At 70.0% G+C, this 26680-nt stretch carries 28 protein-coding genes and 3 pseudogenes; 13 read left to right on the top strand and 18 right to left on the bottom strand.

What is annotated here, in order from left to right; translation table 11 throughout:
- Positions 1 to 554: 554 nt before the first annotated feature.
- The 3 genes from AB0I28_RS12985 to AB0I28_RS12975 form a co-directional block, all read right to left on the bottom strand.
- On the bottom strand, positions 555 to 1160 hold the full coding sequence (locus AB0I28_RS12985) for a DUF4291 domain-containing protein (RefSeq protein ID WP_357492710.1): 606 nt from the start codon (positions 1158 to 1160) through the stop codon (positions 555 to 557).
- A 111-nt stretch (positions 1161 to 1271) separates the two neighbouring features.
- Positions 1272 to 2897, bottom strand: coding sequence for an MDR family MFS transporter (locus tag AB0I28_RS12980; protein ID WP_357492708.1), 1626 nt, complete (start codon positions 2895 to 2897; stop codon positions 1272 to 1274).
- Positions 2897 to 3418, bottom strand: a complete 522-nt coding sequence (locus AB0I28_RS12975) for a MarR family winged helix-turn-helix transcriptional regulator (protein WP_357492706.1) — start codon at positions 3416 to 3418, stop codon at positions 2897 to 2899. The genes AB0I28_RS12980 and AB0I28_RS12975 overlap by 1 nt, the downstream gene beginning before the upstream one ends.
- An 85-nt stretch (positions 3419 to 3503) precedes the next feature.
- On the opposite strand from AB0I28_RS12975, the gene AB0I28_RS12970 reads away from it, so the two are divergent.
- From AB0I28_RS12970 to AB0I28_RS12960, 3 genes are all read left to right on the top strand, one after another.
- Positions 3504 to 4094: a TetR family transcriptional regulator gene (locus AB0I28_RS12970; protein WP_357492704.1), complete on the top strand. Its 591-nt coding sequence runs from the start codon at positions 3504 to 3506 to the stop codon at positions 4092 to 4094.
- A 49-nt stretch (positions 4095 to 4143) separates the two neighbouring features.
- Positions 4144 to 4539 (top strand): hypothetical protein, encoded by a 396-nt coding sequence (locus AB0I28_RS12965; RefSeq protein WP_357492703.1) that lies wholly within the window; start codon positions 4144 to 4146, stop codon positions 4537 to 4539.
- A 64-nt stretch (positions 4540 to 4603) separates the two neighbouring features.
- Complete coding sequence (locus AB0I28_RS12960; RefSeq protein ID WP_357492701.1) at positions 4604 to 5017, top strand: VOC family protein; 414 nt, start codon at positions 4604 to 4606, stop codon at positions 5015 to 5017.
- Positions 5018 to 5041: 24 nt separating this feature from the next.
- Here the strand turns inward: AB0I28_RS12960 and AB0I28_RS12955 are convergent, their stop codons facing one another.
- The gene (locus AB0I28_RS12955) at positions 5042 to 5626 is read right to left on the bottom strand and encodes an XRE family transcriptional regulator (protein WP_357492699.1); all 585 of its coding nucleotides are present in this window, start codon (positions 5624 to 5626) and stop codon (positions 5042 to 5044) included.
- Between the two features lie 91 nt (positions 5627 to 5717).
- Between AB0I28_RS12955 and AB0I28_RS12950 the strand changes: the two genes are divergently transcribed.
- Genes AB0I28_RS12950 through AB0I28_RS12940 form a run of 3 tightly spaced genes read left to right on the top strand, consistent with a single transcriptional unit; the run spans position 5718 to position 9186 of the window.
- Entirely contained in the window at positions 5718 to 6914 is a 1197-nt protein-coding gene (locus AB0I28_RS12950; RefSeq protein WP_357492697.1) for an MFS transporter, read from the top strand.
- Between the two features lie 45 nt (positions 6915 to 6959).
- A complete protein-coding gene (locus AB0I28_RS12945) occupies positions 6960 to 7634 on the top strand; it encodes a response regulator transcription factor (protein ID WP_357492695.1) in 675 nt (224 codons plus the stop codon).
- Complete coding sequence (locus AB0I28_RS12940) at positions 7627 to 9186, top strand: HAMP domain-containing sensor histidine kinase (RefSeq protein WP_357492693.1); 1560 nt, start codon at positions 7627 to 7629, stop codon at positions 9184 to 9186. The genes AB0I28_RS12945 and AB0I28_RS12940 overlap by 8 nt, the downstream gene beginning before the upstream one ends.
- On the opposite strand, the gene AB0I28_RS12935 is transcribed toward AB0I28_RS12940, so the two are convergent.
- The 3 genes from AB0I28_RS12935 to AB0I28_RS12925 form a co-directional block, all read right to left on the bottom strand.
- A complete protein-coding gene (locus AB0I28_RS12935; protein ID WP_357492692.1) occupies positions 9159 to 9401 on the bottom strand; it encodes a hypothetical protein in 243 nt (80 codons plus the stop codon). The genes AB0I28_RS12940 and AB0I28_RS12935 overlap by 28 nt on opposite strands.
- Before the next feature lie 315 nt (positions 9402 to 9716).
- A complete protein-coding gene (locus tag AB0I28_RS12930; RefSeq protein WP_357492690.1) occupies positions 9717 to 10217 on the bottom strand; it encodes a pyridoxamine 5'-phosphate oxidase family protein in 501 nt (166 codons plus the stop codon).
- A 40-nt stretch (positions 10218 to 10257) separates the two neighbouring features.
- Positions 10258 to 10695, bottom strand: coding sequence for a VOC family protein (locus AB0I28_RS12925; RefSeq protein WP_357492688.1), 438 nt, complete (start codon positions 10693 to 10695; stop codon positions 10258 to 10260).
- Positions 10696 to 11073: 378 nt separating this feature from the next.
- On the opposite strand from AB0I28_RS12925, the gene AB0I28_RS12920 reads away from it, so the two are divergent.
- From AB0I28_RS12920 to AB0I28_RS12910, 3 genes and pseudogenes are all read left to right on the top strand, one after another.
- Entirely contained in the window at positions 11074 to 12792 is a 1719-nt protein-coding gene (locus AB0I28_RS12920) for an acyltransferase (RefSeq protein ID WP_357492686.1), read from the top strand.
- Positions 12793 to 13234: 442 nt separating this feature from the next.
- Positions 13235 to 13396 (top strand): annotated as a pseudogene (locus AB0I28_RS12915) (hypothetical protein); the annotation flags it as partial.
- Positions 13394 to 13513, top strand: a pseudogene (locus AB0I28_RS12910) (LuxR C-terminal-related transcriptional regulator); the annotation flags it as partial. The pseudogenes AB0I28_RS12915 and AB0I28_RS12910, both read left to right, overlap by 3 nt.
- Here the strand turns inward: AB0I28_RS12910 and AB0I28_RS12905 are convergent.
- Together AB0I28_RS12905 and AB0I28_RS12900 are read right to left on the bottom strand one after the other, a co-directional pair.
- Entirely contained in the window at positions 13510 to 15231 is a 1722-nt protein-coding gene (locus AB0I28_RS12905) for a GAF domain-containing protein (RefSeq protein WP_357492684.1), read from the bottom strand. The pseudogene AB0I28_RS12910 and the gene AB0I28_RS12905 overlap by 4 nt on opposite strands.
- Positions 15232 to 15422: 191 nt before the next feature.
- Positions 15423 to 16184 (bottom strand): universal stress protein, encoded by a 762-nt coding sequence (locus AB0I28_RS12900; protein WP_357492682.1) that lies wholly within the window; start codon positions 16182 to 16184, stop codon positions 15423 to 15425.
- Positions 16185 to 16282: 98 nt separating this feature from the next.
- Here AB0I28_RS12900 and AB0I28_RS12895 point away from each other — a divergent pair, with 98 nt between their 5' ends.
- The 3 genes from AB0I28_RS12895 to AB0I28_RS12885 are packed head-to-tail and all read left to right on the top strand — an operon-like array spanning position 16283 to position 17786.
- On the top strand, positions 16283 to 16792 hold the full coding sequence (locus tag AB0I28_RS12895; protein ID WP_357492680.1) for a universal stress protein: 510 nt from the start codon (positions 16283 to 16285) through the stop codon (positions 16790 to 16792).
- Positions 16681 to 17175 (top strand): universal stress protein, encoded by a 495-nt coding sequence (locus tag AB0I28_RS12890; protein WP_357493262.1) that lies wholly within the window; start codon positions 16681 to 16683, stop codon positions 17173 to 17175. The genes AB0I28_RS12895 and AB0I28_RS12890 overlap by 112 nt, the downstream gene beginning before the upstream one ends.
- A 29-nt stretch (positions 17176 to 17204) precedes the next feature.
- Positions 17205 to 17786, top strand: coding sequence for a hypothetical protein (locus AB0I28_RS12885; RefSeq protein ID WP_357492678.1), 582 nt, complete (start codon positions 17205 to 17207; stop codon positions 17784 to 17786).
- Between the two features lie 58 nt (positions 17787 to 17844).
- On the opposite strand, the gene AB0I28_RS12880 is transcribed toward AB0I28_RS12885, so the two are convergent.
- The 3 genes from AB0I28_RS12880 to AB0I28_RS12870 all read right to left on the bottom strand — a co-directional run bounded on the left by AB0I28_RS12880 (position 17845) and on the right by AB0I28_RS12870 (position 22040).
- A complete protein-coding gene (locus AB0I28_RS12880; RefSeq protein ID WP_357492676.1) occupies positions 17845 to 18966 on the bottom strand; it encodes a serine hydrolase domain-containing protein in 1122 nt (373 codons plus the stop codon).
- 195 nt (positions 18967 to 19161) lie between these two features.
- Positions 19162 to 20844, bottom strand: a complete 1683-nt coding sequence (locus AB0I28_RS12875; RefSeq protein WP_357492674.1) for an FAD-dependent monooxygenase — start codon at positions 20842 to 20844, stop codon at positions 19162 to 19164.
- Between the two features lie 23 nt (positions 20845 to 20867).
- Complete coding sequence (locus AB0I28_RS12870; RefSeq protein WP_357492672.1) at positions 20868 to 22040, bottom strand: serine hydrolase domain-containing protein; 1173 nt, start codon at positions 22038 to 22040, stop codon at positions 20868 to 20870.
- Positions 22041 to 22286: 246 nt separating this feature from the next.
- Here AB0I28_RS12870 and AB0I28_RS12865 point away from each other — a divergent pair, with 246 nt between their 5' ends.
- Complete coding sequence (locus AB0I28_RS12865; RefSeq protein WP_357492670.1) at positions 22287 to 23072, top strand: MerR family transcriptional regulator; 786 nt, start codon at positions 22287 to 22289, stop codon at positions 23070 to 23072.
- Between the two features lie 101 nt (positions 23073 to 23173).
- Here the strand turns inward: AB0I28_RS12865 and AB0I28_RS12860 are convergent, their stop codons facing one another.
- From AB0I28_RS12860 to AB0I28_RS12835, 6 genes and pseudogenes are all read right to left on the bottom strand, one after another.
- The gene (locus AB0I28_RS12860; protein WP_357492668.1) at positions 23174 to 23338 is read right to left on the bottom strand and encodes a hypothetical protein; all 165 of its coding nucleotides are present in this window, start codon (positions 23336 to 23338) and stop codon (positions 23174 to 23176) included.
- An 82-nt stretch (positions 23339 to 23420) separates the two neighbouring features.
- Positions 23421 to 23684 carry a helicase HerA-like domain-containing protein gene (locus tag AB0I28_RS12855; protein WP_357492666.1) on the bottom strand — a complete coding sequence of 88 codons (264 nt, stop codon included), beginning with the start codon at positions 23682 to 23684 and terminating at the stop codon, positions 23421 to 23423.
- Between the two features lie 15 nt (positions 23685 to 23699).
- Positions 23700 to 23875, bottom strand: a pseudogene (locus AB0I28_RS12850) (helicase HerA-like domain-containing protein); the annotation flags it as partial.
- Positions 23876 to 24110: 235 nt separating this feature from the next.
- Positions 24111 to 24722 (bottom strand): maleylpyruvate isomerase family mycothiol-dependent enzyme, encoded by a 612-nt coding sequence (locus AB0I28_RS12845; protein WP_357492664.1) that lies wholly within the window; start codon positions 24720 to 24722, stop codon positions 24111 to 24113.
- Positions 24723 to 24779: 57 nt separating this feature from the next.
- Entirely contained in the window at positions 24780 to 25763 is a 984-nt protein-coding gene (locus AB0I28_RS12840; RefSeq protein WP_357492662.1) for an RNA polymerase subunit sigma-70, read from the bottom strand.
- 261 nt (positions 25764 to 26024) lie between these two features.
- A complete protein-coding gene (locus tag AB0I28_RS12835; RefSeq protein ID WP_357492660.1) occupies positions 26025 to 26666 on the bottom strand; it encodes a TetR/AcrR family transcriptional regulator in 642 nt (213 codons plus the stop codon).
- Between the last annotated feature and the right edge of the window lie 14 nt (positions 26667 to 26680).

Genomic DNA, 26680 nt, shown 5'->3' with positions numbered 1-26680 from the left:
CGTCCCGCTTCCCGCTTCCCGCTTCCCGCTTCCCGCTTCCCGCTTCCCGCTTCCCGCTTCCCGCTTCCCGCTTCCCGCTTCCCGCTTCCCGCTTCCCGCTTCCCGCCGGACTTTGTCCCCTGTCCTCCTCCCCGTCAAATTCTGTGCCCCGCCGCCCCCGCCCCGAGTGCCATCCCCGCCCACCGCGTATCTGACAGGTCTCATCCCCCTCCCCCTCCCCCACGCCAGCTCGGCTTGCCTCCCCGCTCCCCTATCCCCGCCGCGTCCCCGTCGCACCGTCTTCCCTGCCCTGCCACCCGTCCCCCGCCCCCTCTGCCACCCCGCCCGCCCGGGCGCACCTCACCTCGCGCGCGGCCACTCCTCCCCCGACTCGCCCCGCTTTCCTCTCCCAACCCGCCCCACCCCCACACGGCGCCCTCCCCCTGCCGCTTCACCTGGCGCCCCTGCCCTTCCCCCGCGCCCCGCCCCTCTTCCCGCGGCTCGCCCCCTCCCCTGCCCTCTCCTCCCCGCACCCACCCCGCGAGCGCCTCCCGCTCCCCCACCCCCTCAGCCCGTCACCCCCTCCGCCACGCGCACAAGTGCCCCAGCAACTCCTCCCCCGCCGGATAGGCCTCCTCCACCGGCAGCAATCGCGCTGCCTCCCCCAGCTCCCCCTCCGCCACCAGCCCGCCGATCCTGTGGGCAAGCGCCGTCACGTCCGTGATCCCGACGATCCACTCGTCGGCGTAGCCGTTGGTCGTCCTGCCGCTGAGGCCGAGTTGCAGCGAGCGGTGTTCGAGCGGGCGTAGGTGCAGGTCGCGTTCGGGGTCCCATTGGACGCGGGCGGATGTCTCCTTGAGGCTGTGCTGCCAGGTTTGGCGGTCGGGGTGCACGGTGGGGTCGTAGTGGGAGAGGCAGGCGTCGCGGAGGGCGGTCTCGAATCCGGTGCGGGTGATCTCGACGGCGAGCACGGTCTCCTGCGACTCTTTCCTGCCCCAGCCGCAGCGGTACATCATCCACAGGAAGGAGGGTTTGATCCAGGTCATGCGTTCGCGTTTCCAGGCCGGCGGGAAGTGTCCGTCGCGGGCTGCTGGGAGGCCGATGGTGGGGGCGTATGCCTGGTAGACGGTGATGGTGGTGTCGGTGTGGGCGGCGCGGATCTGGTGGCGGGGTGGTGTCATCGATCTAGTTTGGCGGTGGGGCGGGCATGGCGAAACCCGCCCGGACGCCGTTGTCCGGACGGGGTGCTCTGGCACGGGGGTGGACCGGTGGACGGGACCACCCCCGCGGGTTCAGCGGCGGGAGGGTTCGCGCAGGTCGTCGGCGCCCGGCGGGAGCAATTCGACGTCGGCCATGGGGGCGGCGTCGACCGACGAGGCGGCCGTCGCGGCGGTGGTGGCCGGTTCGGGGACGTCGAGGCTGCTGCGCAGGGGCGCCGGCTTGAGGAACAGGGCGGCGATCACTCCGACGGCGGCGACGGCGGCGCCGATCAGGAAGATCCGCCCGGTGGCGTCGCCGTAGGCGGCGCGCACGACGTGCTCGATGGCGGGGGGCAGCGCGTTGAGGTTGAGGCTGCCGGTGCCCTCGGTGTTGCCGGCGGGTACGCCCATGGCGGTCAGGTCGCGGGTGATGCTCTCGGCGACCCGGTTGGCCAGCACGGCACCCAGCACCGACACGCCGACGGCGCCGCCGAGCGAGCGGAAGAAGGCGATCGACGAGGAGGCGGCGCCGATGTCCTTGAGCCGCACGGTGTTCTGCACGGCGAGGACGAGGTTCTGCATGGTCGCGCCGACACCCGCGCCGACGGCGAACATGGAGACGCCGAGGTAGATCAGCGAGGTCTCGTGGTCGATGGTGCTCAGCCCGAGCATGCCGACGACGAGGACGATCGCGCCGCCCACGATGTAGGGCTTGACCTTGCCGGACTTGGTGACCAGGCGTCCGACGATGATCGAGGAGCCGAGCACGCCGGCCATCATCGGGATGGTCATCAGACCCGCCTCGGTCGGCGAGTAGCCGCGCCCGATCTGGAAGTACTGACCGAGGAACACCGAACCGCCGAACATGGCCATGCCGACGGCGAGGCTGGCGAGGATCGCCAGTGCGGTGGTCCGCTGGCGCACGATCGGCAGCGGGACGACCGGCTCGGCCGCCCGCGACTCCACCAGCACGGCGAGTCCGAGCAGCAGCACGGATCCGGCGACCATCGCGCCGCTCTGCCAGGAGATCCAGTCGAAGTTGTGGTCGACGAAGGAGACCCAGATCAGCAGCAGGCTGACGCCGGCGGCGATGAGGGCGGCGCCCAGGTAGTCGATCTTGACCTTGCGGCGCAGCACGGGCAGGCGCAGGGTCTTCTGCAGCACGAAGAAGGCGAGGACCGCGACGGGCACGCCGATGAAGAAGCACCAGCGCCATCCGAGCCACGAGTCGACGATGAGTCCGCCGAGCAAGGGCCCGCCGACCGTCGCGACGGCCATAACGCCACCGAGGTAGCCGTTGTAGCGACCGCGTTCGCGCGGCGGGATCATGGCGGCGATGGCGACCTGGACCAGCGCCTGGAGGCCGCCGACGCCGAGGCCCTGGAAGGCGCGGGCGGCGATGAGCTGCCCGGCGTCCTGGGCGACACCGCTCAGCACGGAGCCGGCGGCGAAGATGACGATGGCGATCTGGATGAGCGCCTTCTTGCTGAACAGGTCGGACAGCTTGCCCCAGATGGGCGTGGACGCGGTGGCGGTCAGGAGGGTCGCGGTGACGACCCAGGTGTACTGCCCCTGGGTGCCGTTGAGCGATCCGATGATCTTGGGCAGCGCGGTCGAGACGACCGTGCCGCTGAGCATGGCGACGAACAGAACGAGCAGGAGGCCGCTGAGGGCTTCGAGGATCTGCCGGTGGTTCATCTGAGTGGCGGGTTCGCCCATCAGGCGGTCTCCTTGGGGTCGACGGGTCGGGGGAAGGCGCTCGGCCGGTCCGACGCGAGGTGGTGGGCCACGTCGTCGGTGACGCGGAGCATCTGGGCGGCGAACGCGCGCAGTTCGTCGCGATCCCATCCGGCGAGGGTCTCGGCGAAGACCTCGTCGTACCAATCGCGGCTGGAGGCCAGCGCGGATACGCCGGCGGAGGTCAGGGTGATCAGGCAGGCACGCCGGTCGCTGGCGTCGGGGACGCGTTCGACGAGGCCTTGGGCGACCAGGCCGCTGATGGAGCGGCTGACGGTCGAGGTGTCGAGGGCGAGCGCCTCGGCGACGTCCTTGAGGTGGCAGCCGACGCCTGCGGTGCTCGCGGTGATCTCCTCGATCTGGGCGAGCATCGGCATGACGCCGGGGTGCATCGTGTGCGCTCCGGTCCAGCGGCGGCGCAGCAGCCTGATGGTCTTCAGGAGGCCGCGCAGGCCGTTGCGAAGGTCGTCTTCGAGGGCGGTGTCGCGTGTCGTCTCTTGCATGGCACAACCAATCATTCACCTTGGTTCCCATTGGGCAAAGTTTCCCAATGGGAAATGAGGTGGGGATCACGGTAGGATCGGCGCGATGGACACCAACGCCGGCCTGCGCGAACGCAAGAAGATGGCGACGCGCACGGCCCTCCACCAGGCGGCCGTCCGCCTCGCCGTCGACCAAGGCCTCGACAAGGTCACGGTCGAGGCGATCTGCGACGCCGCCGACGTGTCCCGCCGCACCTTCTCCAACCACTTCGCGTCGAAGGAGGAGGCGCTGCTCTACACCGACCACGAGCGGCTGCGGCGCTTCATCGAGCTCGTGCGGGAGCGCCCGCCCGCCGAGACGCCCTGGGAGGCGCTGACGCACGCCGTCGAGGGCTTCAACGCCGAGGGCACCGGCGCCGACCAGGAGTTCCTGGAGAAGCTGCGGGTCGTCCGCCGGCACATCAGCCTCGCCACCCACCAGGCGGCGACCTACGCAGCCGTGGAGCGCTCGCTCGCCGCCGAGATCACCAGCCGGATGCCACCGGAGAAGGCCGAACCTCTGCGCGCGCGACTGCTGGCCGCCACCACGCTCACCTCGATGCGGGTCGCCTTCCAGCACTGGCTGGACCAGCCCGACGGCAGCCTCGACCAGCTGCGCGTGGACGCGCTGGCCATCGTGGGCGAGCGCTTCGACTGAGGCGCGTGCGATCATCGTCGCGGCCACTCGACGCACGAGGGGGATTTCCATGCCGTCGGTCACCGTCACACCGGGTTTCCCAGGTCTCGACAAGATCCCGCGCGACACCTCGCCGGGGATCTACCCCGTGGAGGCGCGGGATGTCGCCGAGGCTCTGCGCGGGCTCGGCTGGGAGGTCGTCTACGCCGACGAGCCCGGCGCCCGCCGGCACGTCGACGCCGAGGACGGCGCCTGCTGGCTGCCCGTCCTGCGCTTCGGCGAGGAAACCGACGGGCGTGCGGCCGCGGCGGTCATGACGGGACTCGTCGACGCGGTCGGCGCCGCCCGCGACGTGATCCATCTGGAGTACCACCGCCGCACCGGGGGCGGGACGGAGAAGCTGCGCGCGAGCGGTTCGGCGGCCGACCTCAAAGGGATGCTGCGCACGGTCGCCGACGAGAGCTGAGCCGGCGGGCATCGGTCAGGAATCGAGAAGCCCCGGCCGGGCTCCCGCTCGTAGCTTGAAGTGCATGGACATCGCACTCGCACAGACCTTCATCGCCGTCGACGACCACGACAAGGCGCTCACCTTCTACCGCGACACGCTCGGGCTGGAGGTCCGCAACGACGTCGGCTACGAGACGATGCGGTGGGTGACGCTCGGCGTGCCGTCGCAGCCGGACATCGCCATCGTCCTCGAACCGCCGGTCGGCGACCCGAACGCCGACGAGGCCGACAAGGAGGCCGCCGCGCGGCTGCTGGCCAAGGGCCTGCTGCGCGCGGTGATCTTCCGCACCGAGGACTGCGACGCCGCCTTCGAGCACATCCGCGCCGCGGGCGCCGAGGTCCTCCAGGAGCCGACCGACCAGCAGTGGGGCGTGCGCGACTGCGCCTTCCGCGACCCGGCCGGCAACATGGTGCGCTTCAGCCAGCCCGTGGGCTGACCTCCCGGCGGCCACCGGTGCGCGTCACCGGTGGCCGCGCCCGGTTCGCAGGTGGATGCGCTCCCCCTGCTTGCCGAAGAGGCTGAGCACCTCGACGACCCCGCGCCCGGCCGCGCCGAACCAGTGCGGGATCCGGCAGTCGAACTCCGCGGCCTCGCCGGCGCCCATGACGAAGTCGCGGTCGCCGAGCTTCACGCGAAGGCGCCCGTGCAGGACGTAGAGCCACTCGTGGCCCGCGTGGGTCCGCAGGTGCGGCTCCTCGTCGTGCGCCGGGATGGTCATCTTGTACGCGCGGGGCTCGCCCTGGTGCCGGGACAGCGGGATCAGCGTCCGGCCGCCCGACTTCTCCGGCCGCTGCGGAACGCGGGGGTCGAGGATGCGCGGCGCCGAGACGATCTCGTCGAGGCCGACGCCAAGCGCGGCGGTGATCGGCAGCAGCAGCTCCAGGCTCGGCCTGCGCTGCGCCGACTCCACCCTCGACAGCGTGCTGGTCGAGATGCCCGTGGCCCGCGAGAGCTCGGCGAGGCTCACGCCCTTCTTCTCCCGCGCGCGGCGAAGGCGCGGGGCGATCTGCTCGATCACGGAGTCCACCGTCGGCTGCTCGTCCATGTGGGCAGTCAAGCAAATGCGTCCCGGAAACGGCAAGACCGTTTGCCGGAAACGGGCACGCCTCCCGATCCTGTGCGTGGAGGTGGTCCACGTGGACGCAACAACGCAGTCGCAAGACCGGCCGGCGAAGGCCCCGGAGAACAGGCTCCCGGCCGGGGTCTATCTACTGGGATTCAGTCTCTTCGCGATGGGAAGCGCGGAGTTCCTGCTGGCGGGAGTGCTACCGGCGGTCGCCGCCGACCTGGACGTCACGCTCTCCTCGGCGGGCATCCTCATCACCATGTTCGCACTCGGCGTCGTGGTCGGCGGGCCGCCCTTCGCGGTCCTGAGCCTGCGCTGGCCCCGCCGCACGGCACTGGTGGCGACCCAGGCCGTGTTCGCGCTGAGCGTCGTCGCCGGGCTGGTGGGCGGCTACGAGGTGCTGCTGCTGAGCAGGTTCGTCTCGGGCATCGCCTACGCGGGCTTCTTCGCCGTGGCCTCGGTGACCGCCATCGGCCTCGTCACGCCCGATCGCAACGCCCGCGCGTCGGGAGTCGTCGTCAGCGGCCTGAGCGTCGCGATGGTCGCCGGCGGCCCCGCCGGCACCCTGCTCAGCCACTTCACCGACTGGCGCGGCGGGTTCTGGGCGGTCGTCGCCCTCACCGCCGCGGGCGCGGCCGGCTGCCTCGCCGGACTGCCCCCGGCCCGCACCGAAACGGGCCCGGCCGTCGCGCCGAGCGTGGTGCGGGAACTGGCCACGATGCGCAGACCGAGGTTGTGGGGCATGTTCGCGGTGACGATCCTGACCACCGCCGCCTACATGATCACCTTCAACTACCTGGCCGCGATGCTCGCCGACATCACCGCCGTCCCCGAGGTCTGGATTCCCGCCATCCTCGCCCTCTTCGGCCTCGGCGCCTTCGTCGGCCTCTCCGTCGGCGGCCGTGTCGCCGACCGCCGCCCGCACCTGGCGCTGCTCACCGGAGCGCTCGGCATGGCGATCCTGTCGGTCGCCATGGTCTTCGCGCTCGAACGGACCTGGACGGTCGTCCCCGTCGTGTTCCTGCTGGGCGTCGCCGCGTTCGTGCTGAACCCGGCCGTCTACAGTCGCGTCTTCGCGATCGCCGCCGACGCCCCGACGCTCGCCGGCGCGACCACGGTCTCCGCCTTCCAGCTGGGGATCAGCCTCACGCCCGTCTTCGCGGCGGGCGCGCTCGCACAAGGCGCCGAGTGGACGACGGTGTGCCTGATCGGAGCCGCGCTCGCGCTCCTTGCCATACCCTTGGTCCTCCTCGATCGCCGCTCCTGAAACGGATTTCAGGAGCCCCCGCGCGACCCGGTGATACTGGTGGGCATGCGGCTGCTGATGGTCGAAGACGAGCGAAGACTCGCGCACACCCTGGCGACCGGGCTGCGCAAGGAGGGCTACGCCGTCGACGTCGTCCATAATGGACTCGAAGGGCTCGAGACGGCCCGTGCGTACCCGTACGCGGCCGTCATCCTCGACATCATGCTGCCGGGCCTCAACGGATACCTGGTCTGCGAACACCTGCGCCGCGACGGCAGCGAGGTCCCGATCCTCATGCTCACCGCCAAGAACGGCGAGTACGACGAGGCCGAGGCCCTCGACACCGGAGCCGACGACTACCTGTCGAAACCCTTCTCCTACGTGGTCCTCGTCGCCCGGCTGCGCGCCCTCCTGCGGCGCGGCGGGGCGGTGCGGCCCATCGCGCTGCGGGTCGGCGACCTGTGGCTCGACCCGGTCAGCAAACGCTGCCGGCGCGGAGCTGCCGACGTGCGCCTCACCGCCAAGGAGTTCGCCGTCGCCGAGGCCCTCGCCCGGCACGGGGGCGAGGTCGTCGCCAAGGCCGACATCATCGACGAGGTCTGGGATCACGCCTACGCCGGCGACGTCAACATCGTCGAGGTCTACGTGCGCTCGCTGCGCCGCAAACTCGACGTCCCCTTCGGGCGCAACACCATCGAGACCGTCCGCGGCGTCGGCTACCGCATGGTCGCCGATGCTTAGGTCGGTGCGGGTGCGGGCGTTCCTCGGGACGGCGCTGGCGGCCCTGATCGCCTTCGGCGGCGGAGCGCTGTGGCTGCGCGGCCACGTCCACGAGTCCATGATGGACACCGCGCGGGCACAGGCCGTCGCCGACTCACAGGCGATCGCCGCCGAGTTCGCCGCGACCGGGACCTCCGTCGCCTCGGCTTTCCCCAAGCAGAGCGAGGTCTGGTGGATCGCCCTGACCGCCGACGGAAGCTGGTTCATGGCCGGAGCCCGCTTCGCGCCGGTGCTGAGCCACTCGCCGCAGAACGTGCGGGACGGCGACATCCTGGTTCCCCGGGAGGACACGATCCGCACGCCGTTCACCGTCGGTTTCCACATGTACGCGATCCCCCAGATCGACGGGGACTCCGTCTCGGGCGACGAGACCGTCGAGGTCGTGTTCTGGAGCGACGTCTCCGGGAACTTCCTCGAACCCGGCGGAGCTCCCGGCGAGCCGGTCGATGCCGCCTACACGACCGTCTCCACGCACCCGGCCGGACACCCCGAGGCCGCCGACGACGGGGAGCCATCGGTGCTGTCGGTGTGGGTGCTCGCCTCGTCCGAGGAAGCCGACGCGGCCGTCGCCGTGCTGGACCGCGCGCTCGGCTTCGGCGTCCCGCTGCTGGTCCTCTTCGTCGCCGGGATCGCCTGGCTGGTCACCGGTCACGCGCTGCGGCCCGTCGAGCGCATCCGCCGCACCATGGCGGCCATCAACGCCCGCGAGACCGATCACCGCGTTTCGGTCCCCACGGGCGACGACGAGATCAGCCGGCTCGCCCGGACGACCAACGACACCCTCGATCGTCTCGCCCACGCGCTGGCGCGGCAGCGCGAGTTCGTCGCCGACGCCTCCCACGAACTGCGCAGCCCCATCGCCGGCCTGCGCAACGCCGTCGAAATCGGTCTGCGATACGAGGACGACACCGACTGGCGGGAACGCGCCGAAGGCCTGCTGGAGGACGCGATCCGGCTTCAGGCCCTCACCGACGACCTGCTGCTCCTCGCCCGGCTCGACGACGCGCCGGTGGACACCCAGTCCACAGTGGACTTGTCCGGACCGGCCGCCGAGCAGATCGCCGAGCGCCGCCACCTCGGGGATGGGAGCCTCGTCTACCAGGCCGAGGCCGACACCCCCGCGACCGTCCCCGGCGACGAACCCACCGTCGCCAGGATCCTGCGCAATCTTCTCGACAACGCCGAGCGCCACGCCGACGGCGTGATAGCCGTGAGCGTGGTCGTCGGCGACGAGGACGACACGGTCACCCTGGTCGTCGAGGACGACGGCCCGGGAATTCCCGCCGCCGACCGCGAACGTGTCTTCGAGCGCTTCACCCGGCTCGACGACGCGCGCGGCCGCGACAGCGGCGGGAGCGGACTGGGCCTTGCGATCGTCCGCGACCTGGTCACCGGCCTGGGCGGACACGTCGTCGCCGACGAGCCGCTGGAACTGACCGGTGCCTGCTTCGTGGTGACCCTGCCCTCGGCGAGGGCCCGGGTCTCCTACAGCGGGCCGGTCCCCGGCCCGTAGCGGGAGGCGCCCTGCGACTCCCAGTCGGCCGCCGAGAGGCACACTTCCCGGACGCGTTCGGCGGTGTCGCCGAGGTCGAGGTCCGGGGCGCGCACCACCCCGCCGGTGTCGACGCCGAGGCGCGCGGCCTGGGCGGTGACGACGGTCAGCGCGGTGTCCATCGAGTCGCCGCTCTTGCGGGCGAACTCCTCGGCTACGTCCCTGATCGTGATCATGATGGCTCCCTCTTCTGCTCACTGCGGGATACCCGAACGAAAAGGAGCCTCACCGTCGGCTCGCGGCGCCGGCCCCGGAGCGGGGCGAGGCGGGTGGGAGATGCGCCATGGTCGCTCGGCCACCTCGGAGAGGCGGTCGCACCCGGCGGTTCGGGAGGCCGGGCGTCTCCCGATATCGGGTGACGAGACTCCATGTATTCAGCCTATGGGAGGCGAAGGACGAGTCCGGGCGGTTCGGGGATTCGGTGGGGACGGTCACCGAAGGCCGGGCTACGGTCGGGTCACGGCGTCCCCGGAACCCGCCCCCGCGCAGGCTCACCCGACCCGGCGCTCCTCTCGCCGCCGGATGAGCTCCTCGACCGCGCTCGGCAAGGTCGTCTCGAAGTCGATCAGCTTCGCCCAGGTCGGCGTGACCACGATCCGGACCATGCCGTCGTGGTAGAGCGAGCGCACCTCCACCTCCCACTCGACCCGCTGCTCCGGCGTCATCTCGTAGGTGCTGGTCGCGCTGAGGTACTCGTCGGGGATCCCGTCGACGAAGTCCAGCTCGGCCCGCCCTCGGATGAGCAGGATCTTGGGCGGATGCACCTCGGTGTCGATCGTCAGGGCGACCGCCGGATTGTCGCGCAAGGCCGAGAGCTTCGGGGCGTTCTTCGCGGTGCACATGACGATCTCCGAGCCGTTCCAGACGAACGCGATCGGAATGTTGCGGGGCGTGCCGTCCTTGGCGATGTAGGCCAGGCGGGTCAGGTCGCGGGCCGGCAGTTCGCGGCTGCCGGGCCGGTTCAGGACCTCGGTGATCTCGTCGGGTCGCACGGTGATGCTCCTCCCGTCTCGTTGTCGGTCGGCGCCGAGCTCAGGAGATCTGCTCGGCCAGCGCGACGATGACCCCGCCGGGCCCGCGGACGTAGCAGATCCGGTAGAGGTTCTCGTACTGGACCACCTCGCCGACGGGCTCCCCGCCGTGCGTGCGCAGGGCCGCGAGGGTGGCGTCGAGGTCGTCGATGGAGAACATGAGGGTGCGCAGGCCCAGTTTGTTGCCGAGGGCGATCTCCGGCTCGGTGCTGACCAGTGCCGGGGAGTGGAACTTCGTCAGTTCGAGCCGGGCCTCGCCGTCGGGGGTCTTCATCATCGCGATGTCGAGGCGGATGCCCTCCAGGTTGTTGATCCGGTCCACCCACGACCCCTCGATCGGGGCCTCGCCCTCCAGCTCCATGCCGAGTGCGGTGAAGAACGCGATGGCGGCGTCGAGGTCGTTGACGACGACGCCGACGTGATGCATCTGGACGCTCATTGCTGGTGCTTCTCCTTCGTCGCGCGGCCGGTCGTGGCCGCTGTTGTACCGGGGACGGAGCCGCCGATGTGTTCTCGACATCGCGGGGGAAAGTTCCTTGTGGCGGTGGTCGCGGGGTCCGGCCGTGCGCCGGGGTCTAAGCCGGATACTCCCCCGACCAGCGCGGTGGCGTCCGGTAGTTCGCGATGAAAGCGGGTGGGCGGCCGCCCCCGCGCGACGTCGCGGACACCGTCGAGCTGCGGGCCGTGATCCAGATCCCCGTCTTGGGAGTCGCGTGCGTCCCAGTGGGAAGCCCGCGCCCCCTGATAGCGCTTTCCACACCGCGCGCCTACTGTGGCGGTTCGGGTTTCGAATTCCTCAGCGGGAGGTCGCGGTCGCATGGGTACCGGCACGGACTCGGGTGGGAGCCTCACGTCGGCCTCCCTCCCGTACGAGGAGAACCACTTCGACTTCTCACCGTGGTCCTTCTGGGAGTCCGCCTCTCCTGAGGAGCGAGCGCGGCAGCTCGAACTGCAGGCCGCCCTGCGGTCGAAGCGCGGCTACGTCTTCGGCGCCGACTGCTTCGTGTCGCCTCTCGCCGCGATCCAGAACGACCGTCTGCGCTTGGGCGACCGCAGCTACATCGCCGCCGGCGCCTACCTCAGCGGCGACATCACCATGGGCGACGACGCCACGATCAACCCCTACACCGTCGTGCGCGGGGAGATCTCCATCGGCGACGGTGTGCGGATCGGTGCCCACACCTCGATCATCGCTTTCAACCACGACATCGGCGACCCCGAGGCGACCGTGATCAGCCAGGGAATCACCGCGCGGGGCATCACCGTCGGGGACGATGTGTGGGTCGGCTCGCATGTCATCGTTCTCGACGGCGTCCGGGTCGGGAGCCACTCCGTCCTGGCGGCGGGTGCGGTGGTCACCAAGGACGTGCCGGCCGGAGCGATCGTCGGCGGCAATCCCGCCAGGGTCCTGAAATGGCGTGTCCCGCGCCTGCGCCCCGATTCCACCCGCGACGGCCTCGGCGAGGCCGTCGCCGCCTTCGCCGGCCGTGCACGGCGCGAGGCCACCACGTTGCTCGATCGCCGCTGGAACCCCGCCACCGCCCGGTTCGCCGACCGACCGGGCGTCCAGGCGACGGTGCGGGCCCAGTGCGACGCCGTCGAGATCGCCGACCTGCTCCTCGGCGGCCCGCCGGAACAACTGCCGGCGGAAGAACAGGTCGCCCGCCTGCGATCCTGGCAGGACCCCGCGTCAGGACTGGTCGGGCAGCTCGACGAGAACGACGGTCCCCTGAGTCTCGACAACGGGACCGCCGCCTACCACGCCCTCAGCGTCGGATACGCCCTCGACCTGCTCGGCAGTGCGTTCCCCTTCCCCATCTCCCTGAGCCCGGCGCGGACTCCGGAGACGCTGGTCGCCTGGCTCGACGGACTCCGCTGGTCGGAGAACCCCTGGGAGGCCGGGTCGCAGATCGACGCCCTCGGCACCGCCATGACCTGGAACCGGCTCAACGGCCACGGCAACCCCACCGGCTGCGAAGAGGCACTGCTGGGCTGGATGATGACGCGCGTCGATCCCGGCACCGGGATGTGGGGCCGCGTCGACCACGGTGACCTCCTGCCGGCGGTCAACGGCTGGTACCGGGCGACACGCGGCACGTTCGGCCAGTTCGGCATACCCGTCCCTTACCCTGAACGCGTCATCGACACGGTGCTGCGCCACCTCCACGACGCCACCCGCTTCGCCCCCGAAAACCTCAACGCCTGCAACGTCCTCGACATCGCCTACCCCCTCTGGATCACCCGCCACACCGGCTACCGAGCCGAAGAGGTGCGATCACGGGCGACCGTTCTCATCCCCCACCTGCTCGAGCAATGGACGCCGAACGAAGGCTTCGGCTTCGCCGCGCCGTCGCCCACCGCCGGAGCACGCCCCGAGTCCACTCCCGGCCTCCAGGGCACCGAGATGTGGCTGGCGATCCTCTGGTACCTGTGCGACCTGGCCGGCCTGTCCGACCGGCTCGGATACCGCCCCCGCGGTGTGCACAACCCCTCGCCGCGACTTGCGCTGTACGGCGGGGGGCTCCGCTCGAACTGATCGATGGGGGCGCGCTGCGGAAAGCGGGGCCTGGGTTCGCGCCGTCGCCTGATCAGGGCTCCTTGCGGAGCGAGTAGAGGTCACCGTTGTCCAGGTCGCCGATGATCACGTAGAGACAGATCACGCCGTCCACCGATCTCGCGTTCAATCCGCAATTCACCGGCTTTCCGCTTCCGGCATCTCGCCGCTGGTACTCCAAGGCGACATCGTAGGAGCCGAACATCACCGGCTCGGACCGCTCGGGCCTATCCCCGGCCGAGGAAGTTCTCCACACGCCGCTACCGGTCCAGAGCAGCGGATGCAACCGGGCCCCGACCGCACGCCCGATCGCCGGCGGTCCGCTCCGGGCCTTCGTGAGCCACCTCCTGCGGAAGCGTCCCGCGAGTCCGCGAGCGAGCACCCGGGTACAAGGTCCGAGCCGAGCCGAGCCGAGCCGAGCCGGACCGGCCCCGGTCACGGTGGCCCCGCGATCGTGGCCAACACCTGGCTGGAAGGCACCTACAGCGAGGTCTACCCCGCCATCAGCCGCGACGAGGCCGGCATGACCCGCCTGTTCCGCCAGTTCTCCTTCCCCGGCGGCATCCCCAGCCACGTCGCCCCCGAGAAGACCGTCGAGAACTACGTCTCCCACCTGCTGGCCAAACTCGGCATGCGGCGCCGCACCCAGGCCGCTGTGCTCCTCACGCGTCTGCGATCCGGCGGACGACCACGCGCCTCCTAAGGCAAGGGCACCCGCCACGTGAGTCGTGTTCCTCCACTGTCGCCGGCGACGGTGAGGTGACCGCCGAAGGACTCGGCGCGTTCGGCGAGGTTGGCCAGGCCGCTGCGCGCGATGTCCCCGGGCAGCCCGCGCCCGTCGTCGCGGACGTCGATGGTCAAGTCCTCGGTGACGTCGATCGTGACGGTCACCGAGGAAGCGCCCGCGTGGCGGATGACATTGCTGACGGCTTCCCGAAGTACCGCTTCGGCGTGGGCTCCGATGGAAGGCGGGACCATCGTGTCGACCGCGCCCGACATGCGCACCGAGCAGGTGACTTCGGTGTCGGCGGTGCGTTCGGTGACGATGTCGAGGAGCCGGCGCCGCAGGCTGCCCGCCTCGTCGCCGGTGGAGTGCAGGTCGAAGATGGAACCCCGGATGTCGCGGACGGTGTGGTCGAGCTGCTCGACCGCTGCGTCGATGCGCTCGCGGACTTCCGGGTCGCTGATGCGGCGCGCGGTTCCCTGCAGGCTCATGCCGACGGCGTAGAGGCGCTGGATGACCTGGTCGTGGAGGTCGCTGGCGATGCGGTCACGGTCGGCGAAGACGTCGAGGAGCCGCTGCGCCTGTTGCCGGTCGGCGGCCTCCAGTGCCAGCGCCGCCTGGTCGGCGAAGGAGGCCAGCACGGGGACCTGTTCGGCGTCGAAGGGCCTCCCGCCTTTCTCCCGGATGGCCAGCAGGACACCGCTGACGCCTTGCGCGGACCGCAGAGGTACCGCCACGGCCGAACCGAGAACCTCGTCGTGATCGCTGAGGTCCCCGTCGAGCAGACCCCTGAGATCACAGACGGACAGCGGCTCGCCGGTGCGCGCGACGGCGAGCAGTTTGGGAGAGCGTGTGGTCATCGCCTTCTCGACGAGTGGCCGACTGGCCACGCTGGCGTTGGCCAGGACGGTGAGGTCCCCGATGGAACCGTCCTGACTGGTCAGAATGAGGACACTGTCGGCGCCGGAGAGCTCTTTGGCGTGCCTGGCCACCAGGTGCAGGGCGTCATCGGTGGAAGCGCCGGAGAGCAACTCGGACCGTACTTCGGAAGAAGCGGCCAGCCAGCCCTGCCGAAGTTTCGTCTCCTCGAAGAGGCGGGCGTTCTCCACGGCGAACCCGGCCGCCGCCGCCAAGGCTCCCAGGACGATCTCGTCGTCGGCGGTGAACTCCGTCCCGCCGCGTTTCTCGGTCAGGTACAGGTTCCCGAAGACCTTGTCGCGCACCCGGACCGGCGCGCCCAGGAAACTGTGCATGGGCGGGTGGTTGGCCGGGAAGCCGACTGACATGGCGTGGGCGCTCAGGTCGGGCAGCCGGATGGGGTGCGCGTCGTCGATGACCAGTCCGAGGAGGCCGCGGCCCTCGGGGAGATGGCCCATGTGCGAGCGCTGCTCGGAGTCGATGCCGACGTAGACGAACTCGCTGAGCCCTTCGTGCGGCCCGAGGACACCCAGTGCGCCGTAGCGGGCGTCGACGAGTTCGACGGCGGCCTGGACGATCCGCTGGAGAGTGGAGTCGAGTTCGACGCCGGCGCCGACGGCGATGATCGCGTCGATGAGCCCTTGCAGGCGGTCGCGGGTCTCGGCGATCTCGTCGAGCCGGTCGCGGACTTCGTCGAGGAGCTCGCCGAGTCGCAGGTCGGCCAGTCCCGCGGTGGCGGCCCGGTTCACCTCGGCCCGGTCACCGCCGTTGTTCGCCATGACTCGCTCCCGTCATTCTGCCGGGTCGGCGGGGCCGAACCGGCTCCTCGAAAGCGTCCCACGCCAAGCGGGCCAGACCTAATGCGGCGAGAGTCATGTGCACCATGCGGCGCTGTCCTCAGCCCGCCAAGAGCAAAGGGCTCACGGAATCACCGCCACAGGAGACCAGGAGTGGTGGAGCAGTCCGCCGGTCACCGCGCGCCGTTTCCTCCTCGCGCGGCGATCACGACGAGACCCGCCGACGCCGACAGCTCGATGAGGGCCTGAGCCGGGTGCCCGTCGAGAACCCCCCAGGTCACATCGACACTGGGGTGCACCTTCCCCGCGGTCGACGCCAGATCGCGCAGCCGCACCCTGAGTCGGTCGCCGGCATCGCGGCCGGCCTCCTCGGGCCGGCGAGCCTGTACGAGTCGCAGCGGGGCTCCGTGGCGGGCGGCATGTTCAACGGCGTAGGACAGCGCCGCCGCGTCCCTGCGGCCGTCGTCGAGGCAAACCAAGACCACGGCCGGAGCTCGCACGACCGCCTGTTCGCGGACCACCACGAGCGGGCACGGGGGATCCGCGGCAACGGCGGCGCTGACCGATCCGGGCAACATCCGCCCCAGCAGGCCGCGCCCGTGGCTGCCCAGGACCAGCATCGCGGCGTGTTGCGCCGCTGCGCTCAACACCTCGGCCGGCGGACCCTCGGTGATCCTGGTGAGGACCGACAGCCGTGCCGACGACTCGGTCACCACGTCGTTGGCGGTGGCCACCAGCGCACGTGCTCGCTCCTCGACCGCGGCCCGAGTGATCTCGTCGACGCCGACGTCCGTCGTCAGGAAGAAGCAGGTCCCCTGGCGCATTCGCGACGGCGGTGCCCACTCGTAGGCGTGCACGATCATCAGAGGGTTTCGGCCGGCCTGCGCTTCACCGGCCGCCCACCGCAACGCGTGTGAGCCCGGGACCTTTGGCACCGTCGCTGTGACGCCGTTGCCCGACGGGGTCTAAAGGCCCGGCACGGTGCCTTGTTTCGCCCCTGCCCCCGGGCCCGCCGCTCCGCGATTCTGAGGACATGGAAACGCAGCACGAGAAGCCCCCGATCGTCGTCGGAATCGACGAGAAACCCGAGAGTGTCATCGCTCTGCGCTGGGCGGCCGAGGAAGCCGCCGCCACGTCGAGCCCACTCGTCCTCGTGCACGCCTTCGAGTGGCTGGCGCCCGTCAGGCTCGGTCGCGACGATTACCCCTTCCCGCTGCGCGACGAGGGACTCGACAAGAGCGCCCGTCAGCAATACGAAGAGAACGCGCGAGAACTGCTTGCCGAGGCGGCGGCCATCGTCGCCGCCGCAGGCACACGTCTCAAGGTGACGACGAAGACCATCGAAGGCCCGCCCTTCGACGTCCTCAACGCCGAATGCCGCAACGGTCCCTGCTCGTTCTCGGCAGTCACGGCCGCGGACTGCTCGGCCGCATGCTCCTCGGCTCGGTCAGCAACGCCGTCGCAGCGGACCCGCCCTGTCCCGTGGCCGTCATCCGCCCGCACACCCACGCCGTCCCCGCCGAGGCCACCGATCTGCCCGTGATCGTCGGCTTCGACGGGAGTGCCGCCTCCCGCGCCGCGCTCGCCTACGGCGCCGTGCACGCCGAGCTTCGCAAGTCGACGCTCATGGTCGTGCACGCCTTCCAGCCGGTCGACCAGCGCACCGCGGGGCCGATCAGCGAACAGACCGCTCGCCGCACCGACTGGCTGCGCGACATCGTGCGCGACGCAGAGGAGACGCACCCCGCTCTGAACGCCACCTGCACCGTCACCGACCACCGTCCCGCCCAAGCCCTCGTTGACTGGTCGACCGCCGCCCGCCTGGTCGTCGTCGGCAGCGGAGGCCGCCGCGCCCACTCCGGCTCGGTCAGCCAAGCGGTGCTCCACCACTCCTGGGCGCCCGTCGTCGTAGTACCCCAGCCCTGATCCCCGCAAGACGTACAGAGAGGCCCGTCATGTCCATTCGAGACCGTGTCACCCTCAGCCGCAACGAAAGCCGCTCCCCCGCCGAAACCCACTCACCCTGGGCGGCTCGTTCACTGGCGGCCCTGCGTATCGCGACGGGCTTGGTGTTCTTGTGGGCCTTCGCCGACAAGTTCCTTGGCCTCGGGTACTCCACCCCTTCTGAGCGGGCGTGGATCAACGGCGGTTCCCCGACCCAGGGCTTCCTGGGGCACGTGTCGGTCGGCCCGTTCCAGGACGTGTTCCAGTCCATGGCCGGTGCGGTGTGGGCCGACTGGCTGTTCATGCTCGGCCTGCTGGCGATCGGTGCCGCGGCGGTCGCGGGCATCGGCCTGCGCCTGGCGGCAGTGGCCGGGACCGTGATGATGCTGCTGATGTGGGTCGCCGAGTGGCCGCCCGCGCAGACCACCTCCGCCGGGGAACCCAGCGGGTCGAGCAACCCCCTGGTCGACTACCACGTGATCTACGCGATCGCGCTGATCGTGTGCGCCCTGACCTTGGCCGGGAACACCTGGGGACTCGGCCGCCTGTGGGCACGGCTCCCGATCGTGCAACGCAGCACCTGGCTGAGGTAGCGAAGTCGGTCGCTTCGACTGCGGGCGGACCCGTCGACGGGTCCGCCCGCAGTCGGTCTCAGGCGATGTCCAGCAGCAGGTCGGGGGTTCCGCCGGGGGTCCCGCTCGGACAGAAGGCCGCCGTGAGCACGTTGAACAGGGCGACGTCGGGGACCATCGCGTAGCTCGTCGCCGAGAGGCTGAGGTAGCGGCCGGTCTCCGGCTGGTGGAAGGAAAAGGTGAGGTAGCCGGGGATGCCGCCGGTGTGACCCCAGATCTCGGTGCCGCAGGGCAGGGCGACCTTGCTGAGGCCCAGACCGTAGCCGGAGTCGAAGGCCGTGGTCTTCATCTCGGTGAGCTGAGCGGGCTTGAGGAGGCGGCCGCCGAGCAGGGCCGCGTAGAACGTGTTCAGGTCGCGGGTGGTGGAGATGATGTCGCCGACAGCGTAGGACGAGGAGACGTTCAGGGCGGTGATGTCCACGGGTTCGCCGTTCACCTGAAGGTAGCCGTGGGCGTGCGGGCCGCTGATCCGCACTGAGTTCCGGGGCACTTCGGTGTCGCGCAGGCCGAGTGGGCGGATGATGCGGCGGTCCACCTCGGTCTGGAGTGGGTGGCCGGTCACCTGTTCGATCACGAGGCCGATCAGGACGTAGTTGGTGTTGGAGTAGGACCAGGCGGTGCCGGGCGGGAAGAGGGGATCGCGGCTGGTGGCCAGGGCGACCAGCTGTTGCGGGGTCCAGCGCTTGTAGCGGTCGCGGACGACCTGCTCGGGTGTGACCAGGACGTCGTCGGTGTAGTTGTAGAGACCGCTGGTGTGGTTCAGCAACTGGCGCAGGGTGATGTTCCGGCCGTTCGGCACGACGCCGGGCAGTCGGCGCTCGACACTGTCGTCGAGGGAGATGCGGCCTTCGCCGACGAGTTGAAGGGCGACGGTGGAGCTGAAGGTCTTCGTGACGCTGCCGATGCGGAACCGGCCGTTGACGGGAGCGGGCCGTTGACGTCCGAGTTCGGCGACGCCACCGGCCAGGCGTTCGACGTGGCGGCCGTCCCGGAACTCCAGGACGGCCGAGGGCGAGCCGTCGGTGACGACGGCGTCGAGTTCGTCGCGGAGGGTGCCGGCCGGGTCGGCGGCCGCTGGGGCGGGCACGAGGGTGACGAGGGCGAAGGCGAGCGCCACTGCCCCGATCCGTTGCAGTCTCATGCCTTCCGAGTCTCGGTGTCCGATGTGGACCGCGAAAGGGGGCGATCCCTTAGGGCCGGTCCCTGAGCGGCTCACGAATGGGTCGGTGACCAGCGGGAGTGTGGGCACCGAAGCGATGGGAGCGACCAACGTCACTCTGAACAGCGCCCGTCGTCGACACTCGTCGCGGGTTGGCCGGGCGTTCGGCTCGTGTGCTCAGTCGCCTGTCACACGTCGGAAGTAGTCGGACACCGATCGCTCTTCCCAGGAGCCTCCCGCCAGAGCGATGTAGCCGTCGGGGCGGACCAGTACCAGGCCGTCGCCGTTGACCCCGTAGAGGTCGTGCGCCTCCCCCGTCGAGTCGATGAGGGTGCTCTCGCTGTGGCCGTGTGGCTGGGATCCGGGAAGGATGCGCCAGGTGCGCACGTCGGCGCGATGCTTCTCGCTGATCTGGGGCGCGGGGCGAGTACCGAAGACGAGCAGCGTGAAGTGCGTGCCGCGAAACAGGTCGAACAGCCTCACGCGTTCGGCGCTCGCCGGCTCCGTGCAGTGGACGTCGAAAGCGCGGTCGCCCGCGCGGACACCGATCGACTCGTCCAACTGGTGCGCCAGGCTGCTGCCTTGGTGGCTGATGCCGAGCTGACTGACGTCGCTGAAGGGATCGCGGCCTTGGAACGCTCCGGCAATGCGCTCCGACACGCGCGCGGAGTCGTCGCCGGCCCAGAACCTGCCACGCGCGGTGGTCGAGGCCAGCACGTGCTCGGCGATCGGCAGGCGTTCCTCTTCGTAGGTGTCCAGCAGCGGTTCGGGTGCTCCGCGCAGGACGTGCGCGAGTTTCCAGCCGAGGTTGTAGGCGTCCTGGACGCCGGTGTTCATGCCTTGGCCGCCGGCGGGTGTGTGCACATGGGCGGCGTCTCCCGCGAGGAGGACGCGGCCGTCGCGGTAGCGGTCCACCATACGGATGTTCACCTGGTACACCGACAGGTAGACCGCGTCGCGGAACGTCACTCCGGGGAGCCCGACTCGCTGAGAGAAGATCTCGGCGAAGCTCTCCATCGACACCGACGGCCGCCCGTCGCCGTCGTCTTGCGGCAGCGGTGCCGTGAAGAACCAGGTATCGCTCTTGGGCATCGGAGCCAGGGTCAACATCCCGCCGGGACCGGTGGCCCACATGTGCGCGACCGCGGAGTCCAGTCCGTCGACGCCGAGATTGCCGAACAGCATCCGCTGCCGCTCCCAGGTCTCCCCGAGGAAACTGATTCCCGCCTGCTTGCGCACGGTGCTGCCGCCGCCGTCGCAGCCGACGAGAAAGCGTGCCCGGATGTCCTCGCGGTGCCCGCCGAACCGAACAGTCGCCGTGACCCCCTCGCGGTCTTGGGCGAGTTCGGTCAGTTCGCCGCCGAGTTCCACTCGGGTGCCGAACGATGCCAGCTTCTCGCGCAAGACCGCCTCGGTGAACTGCTGGCCCGCGATGAGGCTGCCCGGGTATGGGGCGCCCGGCACCGGCGGAGCGTCGTACAACAACGTCTCTCGCACCACGTTTCCCTGCGCATCGTAGAAGCGCGTGGGAAGTGCGGCCTCGGCGTGTTCGGAGAGGCGAGCGAGCACGCCGAGGTCTTCGAACACTTCCCGGGTGCGGGCCCGGATGCCGCGAGCCCGTGTTCCGACGGGATACGCGGCGGCACGATCGACGATCCGCACGCGAACATCGCGGCGGGCGAGGTCGCACGCCAAGGTGAGACCCACGGGGCCCGCACCGACGATCACGACATCCGTCGACTCTGAAGTCTTCATGGCCGGTCTTCCCTTCACGATACGAAGTGGGCGAGCGCCCATTATAGGTGGGCGCTCGCCCACTTGACCAAGGGCGCAGGTCCCGTCGGTCGGCGCGGTCCTCACCGCACCCTCCCGTGCGGGAGTGCTCAGGCCGTCGTGTGGGCCTCCTGAGCGGAAGCGTCGTCGACCGGCTCGGTCTGCCCGCCGCAGAAGACCTCCGTGACGAGTCGCCGCTTCGCCTTCTCGAACGCCTGAGCCGCGGCGGCGAAGTCGAGCTCGCCGTCTCCGATGGTCAGCGACGCGGTGAGGGTCGTGCCGCCATCGGGCGTGCTGTACATCAGCGCCGCCCAGCCGGCGAAGCCTCCGTTGTGGTGGAAGACGGTGACGCCGCAGTCGATGTCCTCGACGAACAACCCCAGGCCGTAGCGGAAGTCACCGCTCTTGGGGTGAGGCGTACGCATCTCGGCCAGGAGTGCGGCCGGCAGGAGCCTGCCTCCCATGAGTGCCGAGACAAAAGTGTGGAGGTCCTTGGTGGTCGAGATCATGTCACCGGCACTGGACACCCAGGAGGGACTCATGCGGGTCACGTCGGCGACCTTCGACCGGCCGGCGTCTTCGTACCGGTAATAGCCGTGGGCGTGCGGCTCGGGAATCTCCGGTGACGCCTCTGGCAACACGGTGTTCGACATGCCCAGCGGCCCCAGGACCAGCCGCCGCATCTCGGTGTCGATCGAGCGGCCGGTGACTTCCTCGATCAGCAGCCTGGCCAGCACATAGTTGGTGTTGGAGTAGCTCCAGTCCGTCCCCGGCTCGAACCGAGCGGGCTTGGACAGTGCCAGCCGGACGAGATCCTGCGGCCGGTGTGCGCGGGACAGGCCGTCCACGTACTCCTGACCCTGCACCGGGATTCCCGGGAGGAGGGTCCCGTCGGGTTCGAACTCGCCGGTGAAGTTGAAGACCCCGCTGGTGTGCTGCAGCAGCATCCGCACCGTGATCCGCCCGTCCAGCCCGTACTCGGGAAGGGCGTCGGCCACCGGGTCGTCCAGCCCGATCACGCCCTCGGCCACCAGACACAGGACCACGGTCGCGACCAGGGTCTTGGTCGTGCTGCCGATGCGGAAGTGCCCGTCGGTCGGCGGTTTGGCGGTCTCGCCCAGCCTGCGCACCCCGGCGCTGCCGACCCACTCACGCCCTGGTTCGTTCACCCGCAGCTGCATTCCGGCGAACCCGGAGTCGACGATGTCCTGGATGGCCCTCTGAAGCTCCGGGCGGTCCTGCCCACTGGTGGCAGAGGGGTTCTTGTTGATGTTGTCGGTCATGCCGCGAGGATTCACCCTGACCTCGGGTCAAGGTCAAGCCGCGATCTTCGCGTCACCCGGCAAGCCATGCCTCCGCAACCGCGCAGGTTGACCATGACCTAGGGGCAGGGTGCACAATCCCCATGTGACCACAGCGAACCCGGGGAGATCTTCCGATTCGGCCTGGGGCATGGCGCCCATTGCCGACACGCCGGCTGAGGTCGCAGACGAATCGGCCGGTGCTGATGACGCGCTCGGGCTGAGCCGATGAAGGGGGGCCAGGCTGTCGGCGTCACCATCGGGCAGGCGGCGGCATTCGCAGATGTCACCGTCAAGACTGTGCGGCACTACCACCGGCACGGCCTTCTCGCCGAACCTCGGCGTGACGGCTCCGGCTACCGCCGGTATGGATCGGACGATCTGCTGCGGCTGGTCCAGGTCCGGACGCTGGCCACCGCCGGCGTACCGCTGTCGGAGATCGCACCCCTGCTCGACGCCGGCCCCGAGCAGTTCGCCGCAGCCCTCAACGACGTCGAACGGCGTCTGACCGATCGGATCGCGGAGCTGGTCGCTCGCAGGGACAAGCTGTATCGGGTCGCCGATGACCGGGCCCTGCTGCCCGACCGCGCCCTCGCGGTCCTGGACCGGTTGAGCCGCCTGGATTTCACCCCCGACTATGTGGCCGGCCAGCGCGAAGCCCTGGTGCTGTTCCGGGCGCTGGCGCCGGAGGGCCTCGACCACTTCCTGACCAACCTCGAACACCGGCTCGACGACCCCGAATACGTCGAACTGATCAAGCGGAGCATAGCGGCGGCATCCTGGGAACCCGACGATCCCCGGATCGAGCGGCTGGCCTCAGCCCTTGCCGCCAACCTGCTGGCCGATCGCGAACTGCTGGCGATACCAGCGGGCATACGGATCGGGCCCGACACCTCCGCTCGCTACGGGCTCATCGACCACCACCGCGAAGACCAGTCGCCGGCCTGGGCTCGGCTCAACGCGCTGGTCGAGACCGAACTGCGCTCCGCGGGTGTTCCGATCCCACACCACTGACGGCTTCTGCGCAATCCGTTCGCAGGCTCAGCGCAGGTGCCGCATGCGGCACCATTTCCGCCCCGCGACGCCCACAGGGTTCGGACCCGGTCGGCGAACCGTCAGCGCCCGCGCCTGCCTCTACCGGTCGCATGCGCGCCGGCCAGGTCAAGCCCGATGGCCAGGATCAGCGTGCCCGCCCAAATGTTGACCGGATCGAAGAGGAGCGGCTCCCGGGTGCCCATGGTGTTCGCGATGAGCCAGATGACGAACCAGATAACTGTCACGGTCGATTCCCCTCTCAGGCGAGGCATGGCCCTCACTGCGAGCCTGCTCCCACGATAAGCGGACCGACAGATGCGAAAGTCCTCAACACGAGGTTGTCGAGGAACCCGCTCGGGCTCGACGCGGGAGCCTTGGCCGCCTTCTTCGTCGCGCGACTTCGACTTCGAGGCCGGTCCAGCGGGGCAGCGGCTCGTACTTCGGTGCGGTCGGGACCGGGGCGGCGGCGGGGTCGGGGGCGGCTGCCTCCGCCTCGGCGACCTTGCTGGCCAAGATCTCGTAGGCCGAGCCGCGGTCGATGTCGGTGCCGTATTCGGCCCTCATCGCCGACCCCTCGATCAGGCCGTTCATGGTCGCATCCTGCGTCGTGAACGCCCGCAGCGCGTGCTGGACGCGGGCGCCCAGTTGGGCGAGGAAGGGGCGGGGACGTCTTTCGGGGGCTGGGGCACGAAGAAAACGCCCACGCCCTTGGAGCGAATGAGCCGGACCGTCTGCGTGATCGCCGTCAGGAACGCCTTCGACGAGCCCGCAAGAATCAAATGATCCTCGTCGAACCTGCACTAGCCTTCAAGGCTTGCCGAGGCCACCGACGCAGAACGCGTCGGCGGCCTCGGCACACGCTTGTCACCGGGCACGGCGACACGTTGCCGGCGGCGGTCCGCAAGGAGGGGCGTCGTCGCGTTCAACTCATGCGGCACACCTGTCGGTCACCGGGCGGTCGCGTGATCAGGGGCCCTCGCGCGAGGTGAGATCCCGGTTCACCTCGACGGCCGGCGCCTATCTCTGACGAGCGTGGAAACCGTCAAGGGCGATCCGACCGGCGGCTACCAGCAGTATGTCCTTGGCGTGCATCGGCACGTCCTGTGGTCCCTCACCGACCGATACGTCGGCGTCGGTGGCCGTCATCCGCCGCCCTCCGATCTCGGCTCCGAAGTACTTGAGATGCCGAGGGCCGATGGAAGCGAGCACCAAGGCGACGCGTTCGGGCGGCGGGGTTGGAAGGCCGAGCGGTTCGGTGGCATCGAGGCCGTGGATCACGTCGTGGCTCAGCGCGCTGACGGCTCCTTCGCCCGGGGGCCGCCAGGGGTTGTCGAGGTTGCGACGGAGGAGGGCCACGAGCGCGGCTCCATCCATGCGTTGCGCCGTCGCTCGGGCATCGCGGTCGGCGTAGCGGTGGAACGAGAAACCGGCCCGGACGATGCCGGCCAACACACTCAGCGGCTTGGTGCGGTAAGGCATCGTCATGTGGGCGACGACTTCGCGCACGCGCCAGCCCGCGCACAGCGACGGGGCGTCCCATTGCTCGGGCGCCAGACCGGCGAAGAGGTCAGCGAGGCGCTCGCGCTCCGCACGCACCTCGCGGGTCACATGATCTGAGGAGATGGTCATGTCGTTCCTTCTGCGTCGATGGGTCTTCACGACTTGTACGACGCTCACGGAAGGAATTCATCGGTCGCCGGGAAGGAAATCCTCGGGGCGTATGACGGCGGGCAGACCGAACTCGCCGAAGCGATCTCCCGTGCCGAGGAACATGACGGTCTGCGCGATCAGACCGCCCCGGATCTCGACGGTGACCAGTGCGAAGGGGTGGAGAAGGCCGTCGTCGTCCGGACGGTACTGACCGAAGCCCTCGGCTCCGTTGACGTCGCAGGGCAGCAGCCGCGCGCCCGCACACTCACCGCTGGCACCGGTGAGACTCGCGATCGCGCGCCCTCCATCGAGCCGCCATAGGAACGGAGGCATTGTGGAGACGGCGTCGGCGCGCAGAACCGCGGTCAGCTCGGCGACGTCGTGCGCCTCGAAGGCCCGCACGTAGCGCCGCAGCAGATCCCGCTGCGCCGGATCGGCGGGATCGTCGATGTCGAGAGGATCGGGCCGATGCTGGTCCAACACCGCGCGTGCACGCTGCAGGGCGCTGTTCACCGAGGCCGTCGTGGTGTCAAGGACCTCGGCGGTCTCCCGAGAGGTGAAGGCGAGCACGTCGCGCAAGATGAGGACGGCCCGCTGGCGGGGCGCCAGGTGCTGAAGCGCCGCGATGAACGCCAAGCGCACCGACTCGCGTTCCAGCACGACCTCACCGGGGTCCCGCGACGCGATCAGCCGAGTGCCGGGCATCGGTTCCACCCACGCCTGCGGCGGTAGCGGCACTCCCAGGCCCGGGCCCCGGCCGGCGACCGCCTCCAGGTCGACCACCAGTTCCCGGCGCCGCGCTGAACGCAACATGTCCAGGCACACGTTCGTGGCGATCCGGTGCACCCACGTGCTCACTCGGCTGCGACTGGGGTCGAACAGGTCCCACTTGGACGAGGCCCGGATCAGCGTCTCCTGGACCGCGTCGTCGGTGTCGGCCGCCGAACCGAGCAGCCGGTAGCAGTAACCGGTCAAGGGCACTCGCAATGCCTCCAGGGCCTGTGCCGCGAACCCGTCCATTGCCATCCTTGCCCCTCGACTCGACCGGTCACCAGTGAGGCGGTCGCCGACGACGGGACCGACGCCCAAGTGAGGTGCGCGATCTGGATCGATAGCTGCGCACAGACTGGTCGCAAGTGTGCACCGGCGAAAGCCTCGCCTCGCGGTTCAGCGCCGTTCCGGCGGGGCCGGTTCGGGGACGGCTGCGGCGGTCTCGGCGACCTTGCGCGACAGGATCTCGTAGGGCGTCGCTTTTCCGGCAGACGAGGCGTGCTCGGTCCGTCATCGGCCCCCCACCGGAACGGAAGCGGTTTCGGTGGTTCCGCGGTCATCGCCGGGCTGCCCAGGAGATGGCGCGGGGATGGCGTTGTCGATGAGGACGGCGGCGACGGCGGCGGCCGCGGGGAAGCATTCGCGATTGAGGACTCGGGTGCGGGCCGAGGCACCGTCGATGAGCAGCGCCAGTTGTTCGCCGAGTTGTTCGGGGTCGGTGGCGCCGGCTTCGCGGGCGGTTTCGGTGAGCCGCGCGGCGATGGCGATCTTGTAGTCGCGCGCGTACTGGGATGCGGGGTGTTGGGGGTCGTGAAGTTCGACGGCCGCCGCGATGTAGGGGCACAGGGGTGTGGACGCAGGTATCTCGAAGGCGGCGAGGAGTCGTTCGCGGGGCGTGAGGTCGGTGCGATCGAACACTCCGGGCATGACGTCGGGATCGAATCGGCGCAGGTACTCGGCGACGAGTTCGTCCTTGCCGGTGAAGTGCTGGTAGGCCGTGCGCTTGGACACCTGAGCCTCGGCGCAGAGCTGGTCCATGCCGGTGCGGTTGATCCCCTGATCGCGGAACAGCAGCTGGGACGCGGTGAGGATGCGCTCGCGTGCACCCCTGCCGCGGCGCCGCCCCAGAGGGCCCTTCTCCAACTCCGTCATGGCTCCAGCATAGA

The sequence above is a fragment of the Phytomonospora sp. NPDC050363 genome (genome assembly GCF_040655735.1).
In the GTDB taxonomy this organism is placed as follows: Bacteria; Actinomycetota; Actinomycetes; order Mycobacteriales; family Micromonosporaceae; genus Phytomonospora.
This window is presented reverse-complemented; position numbering and strand designations above follow the sequence as displayed.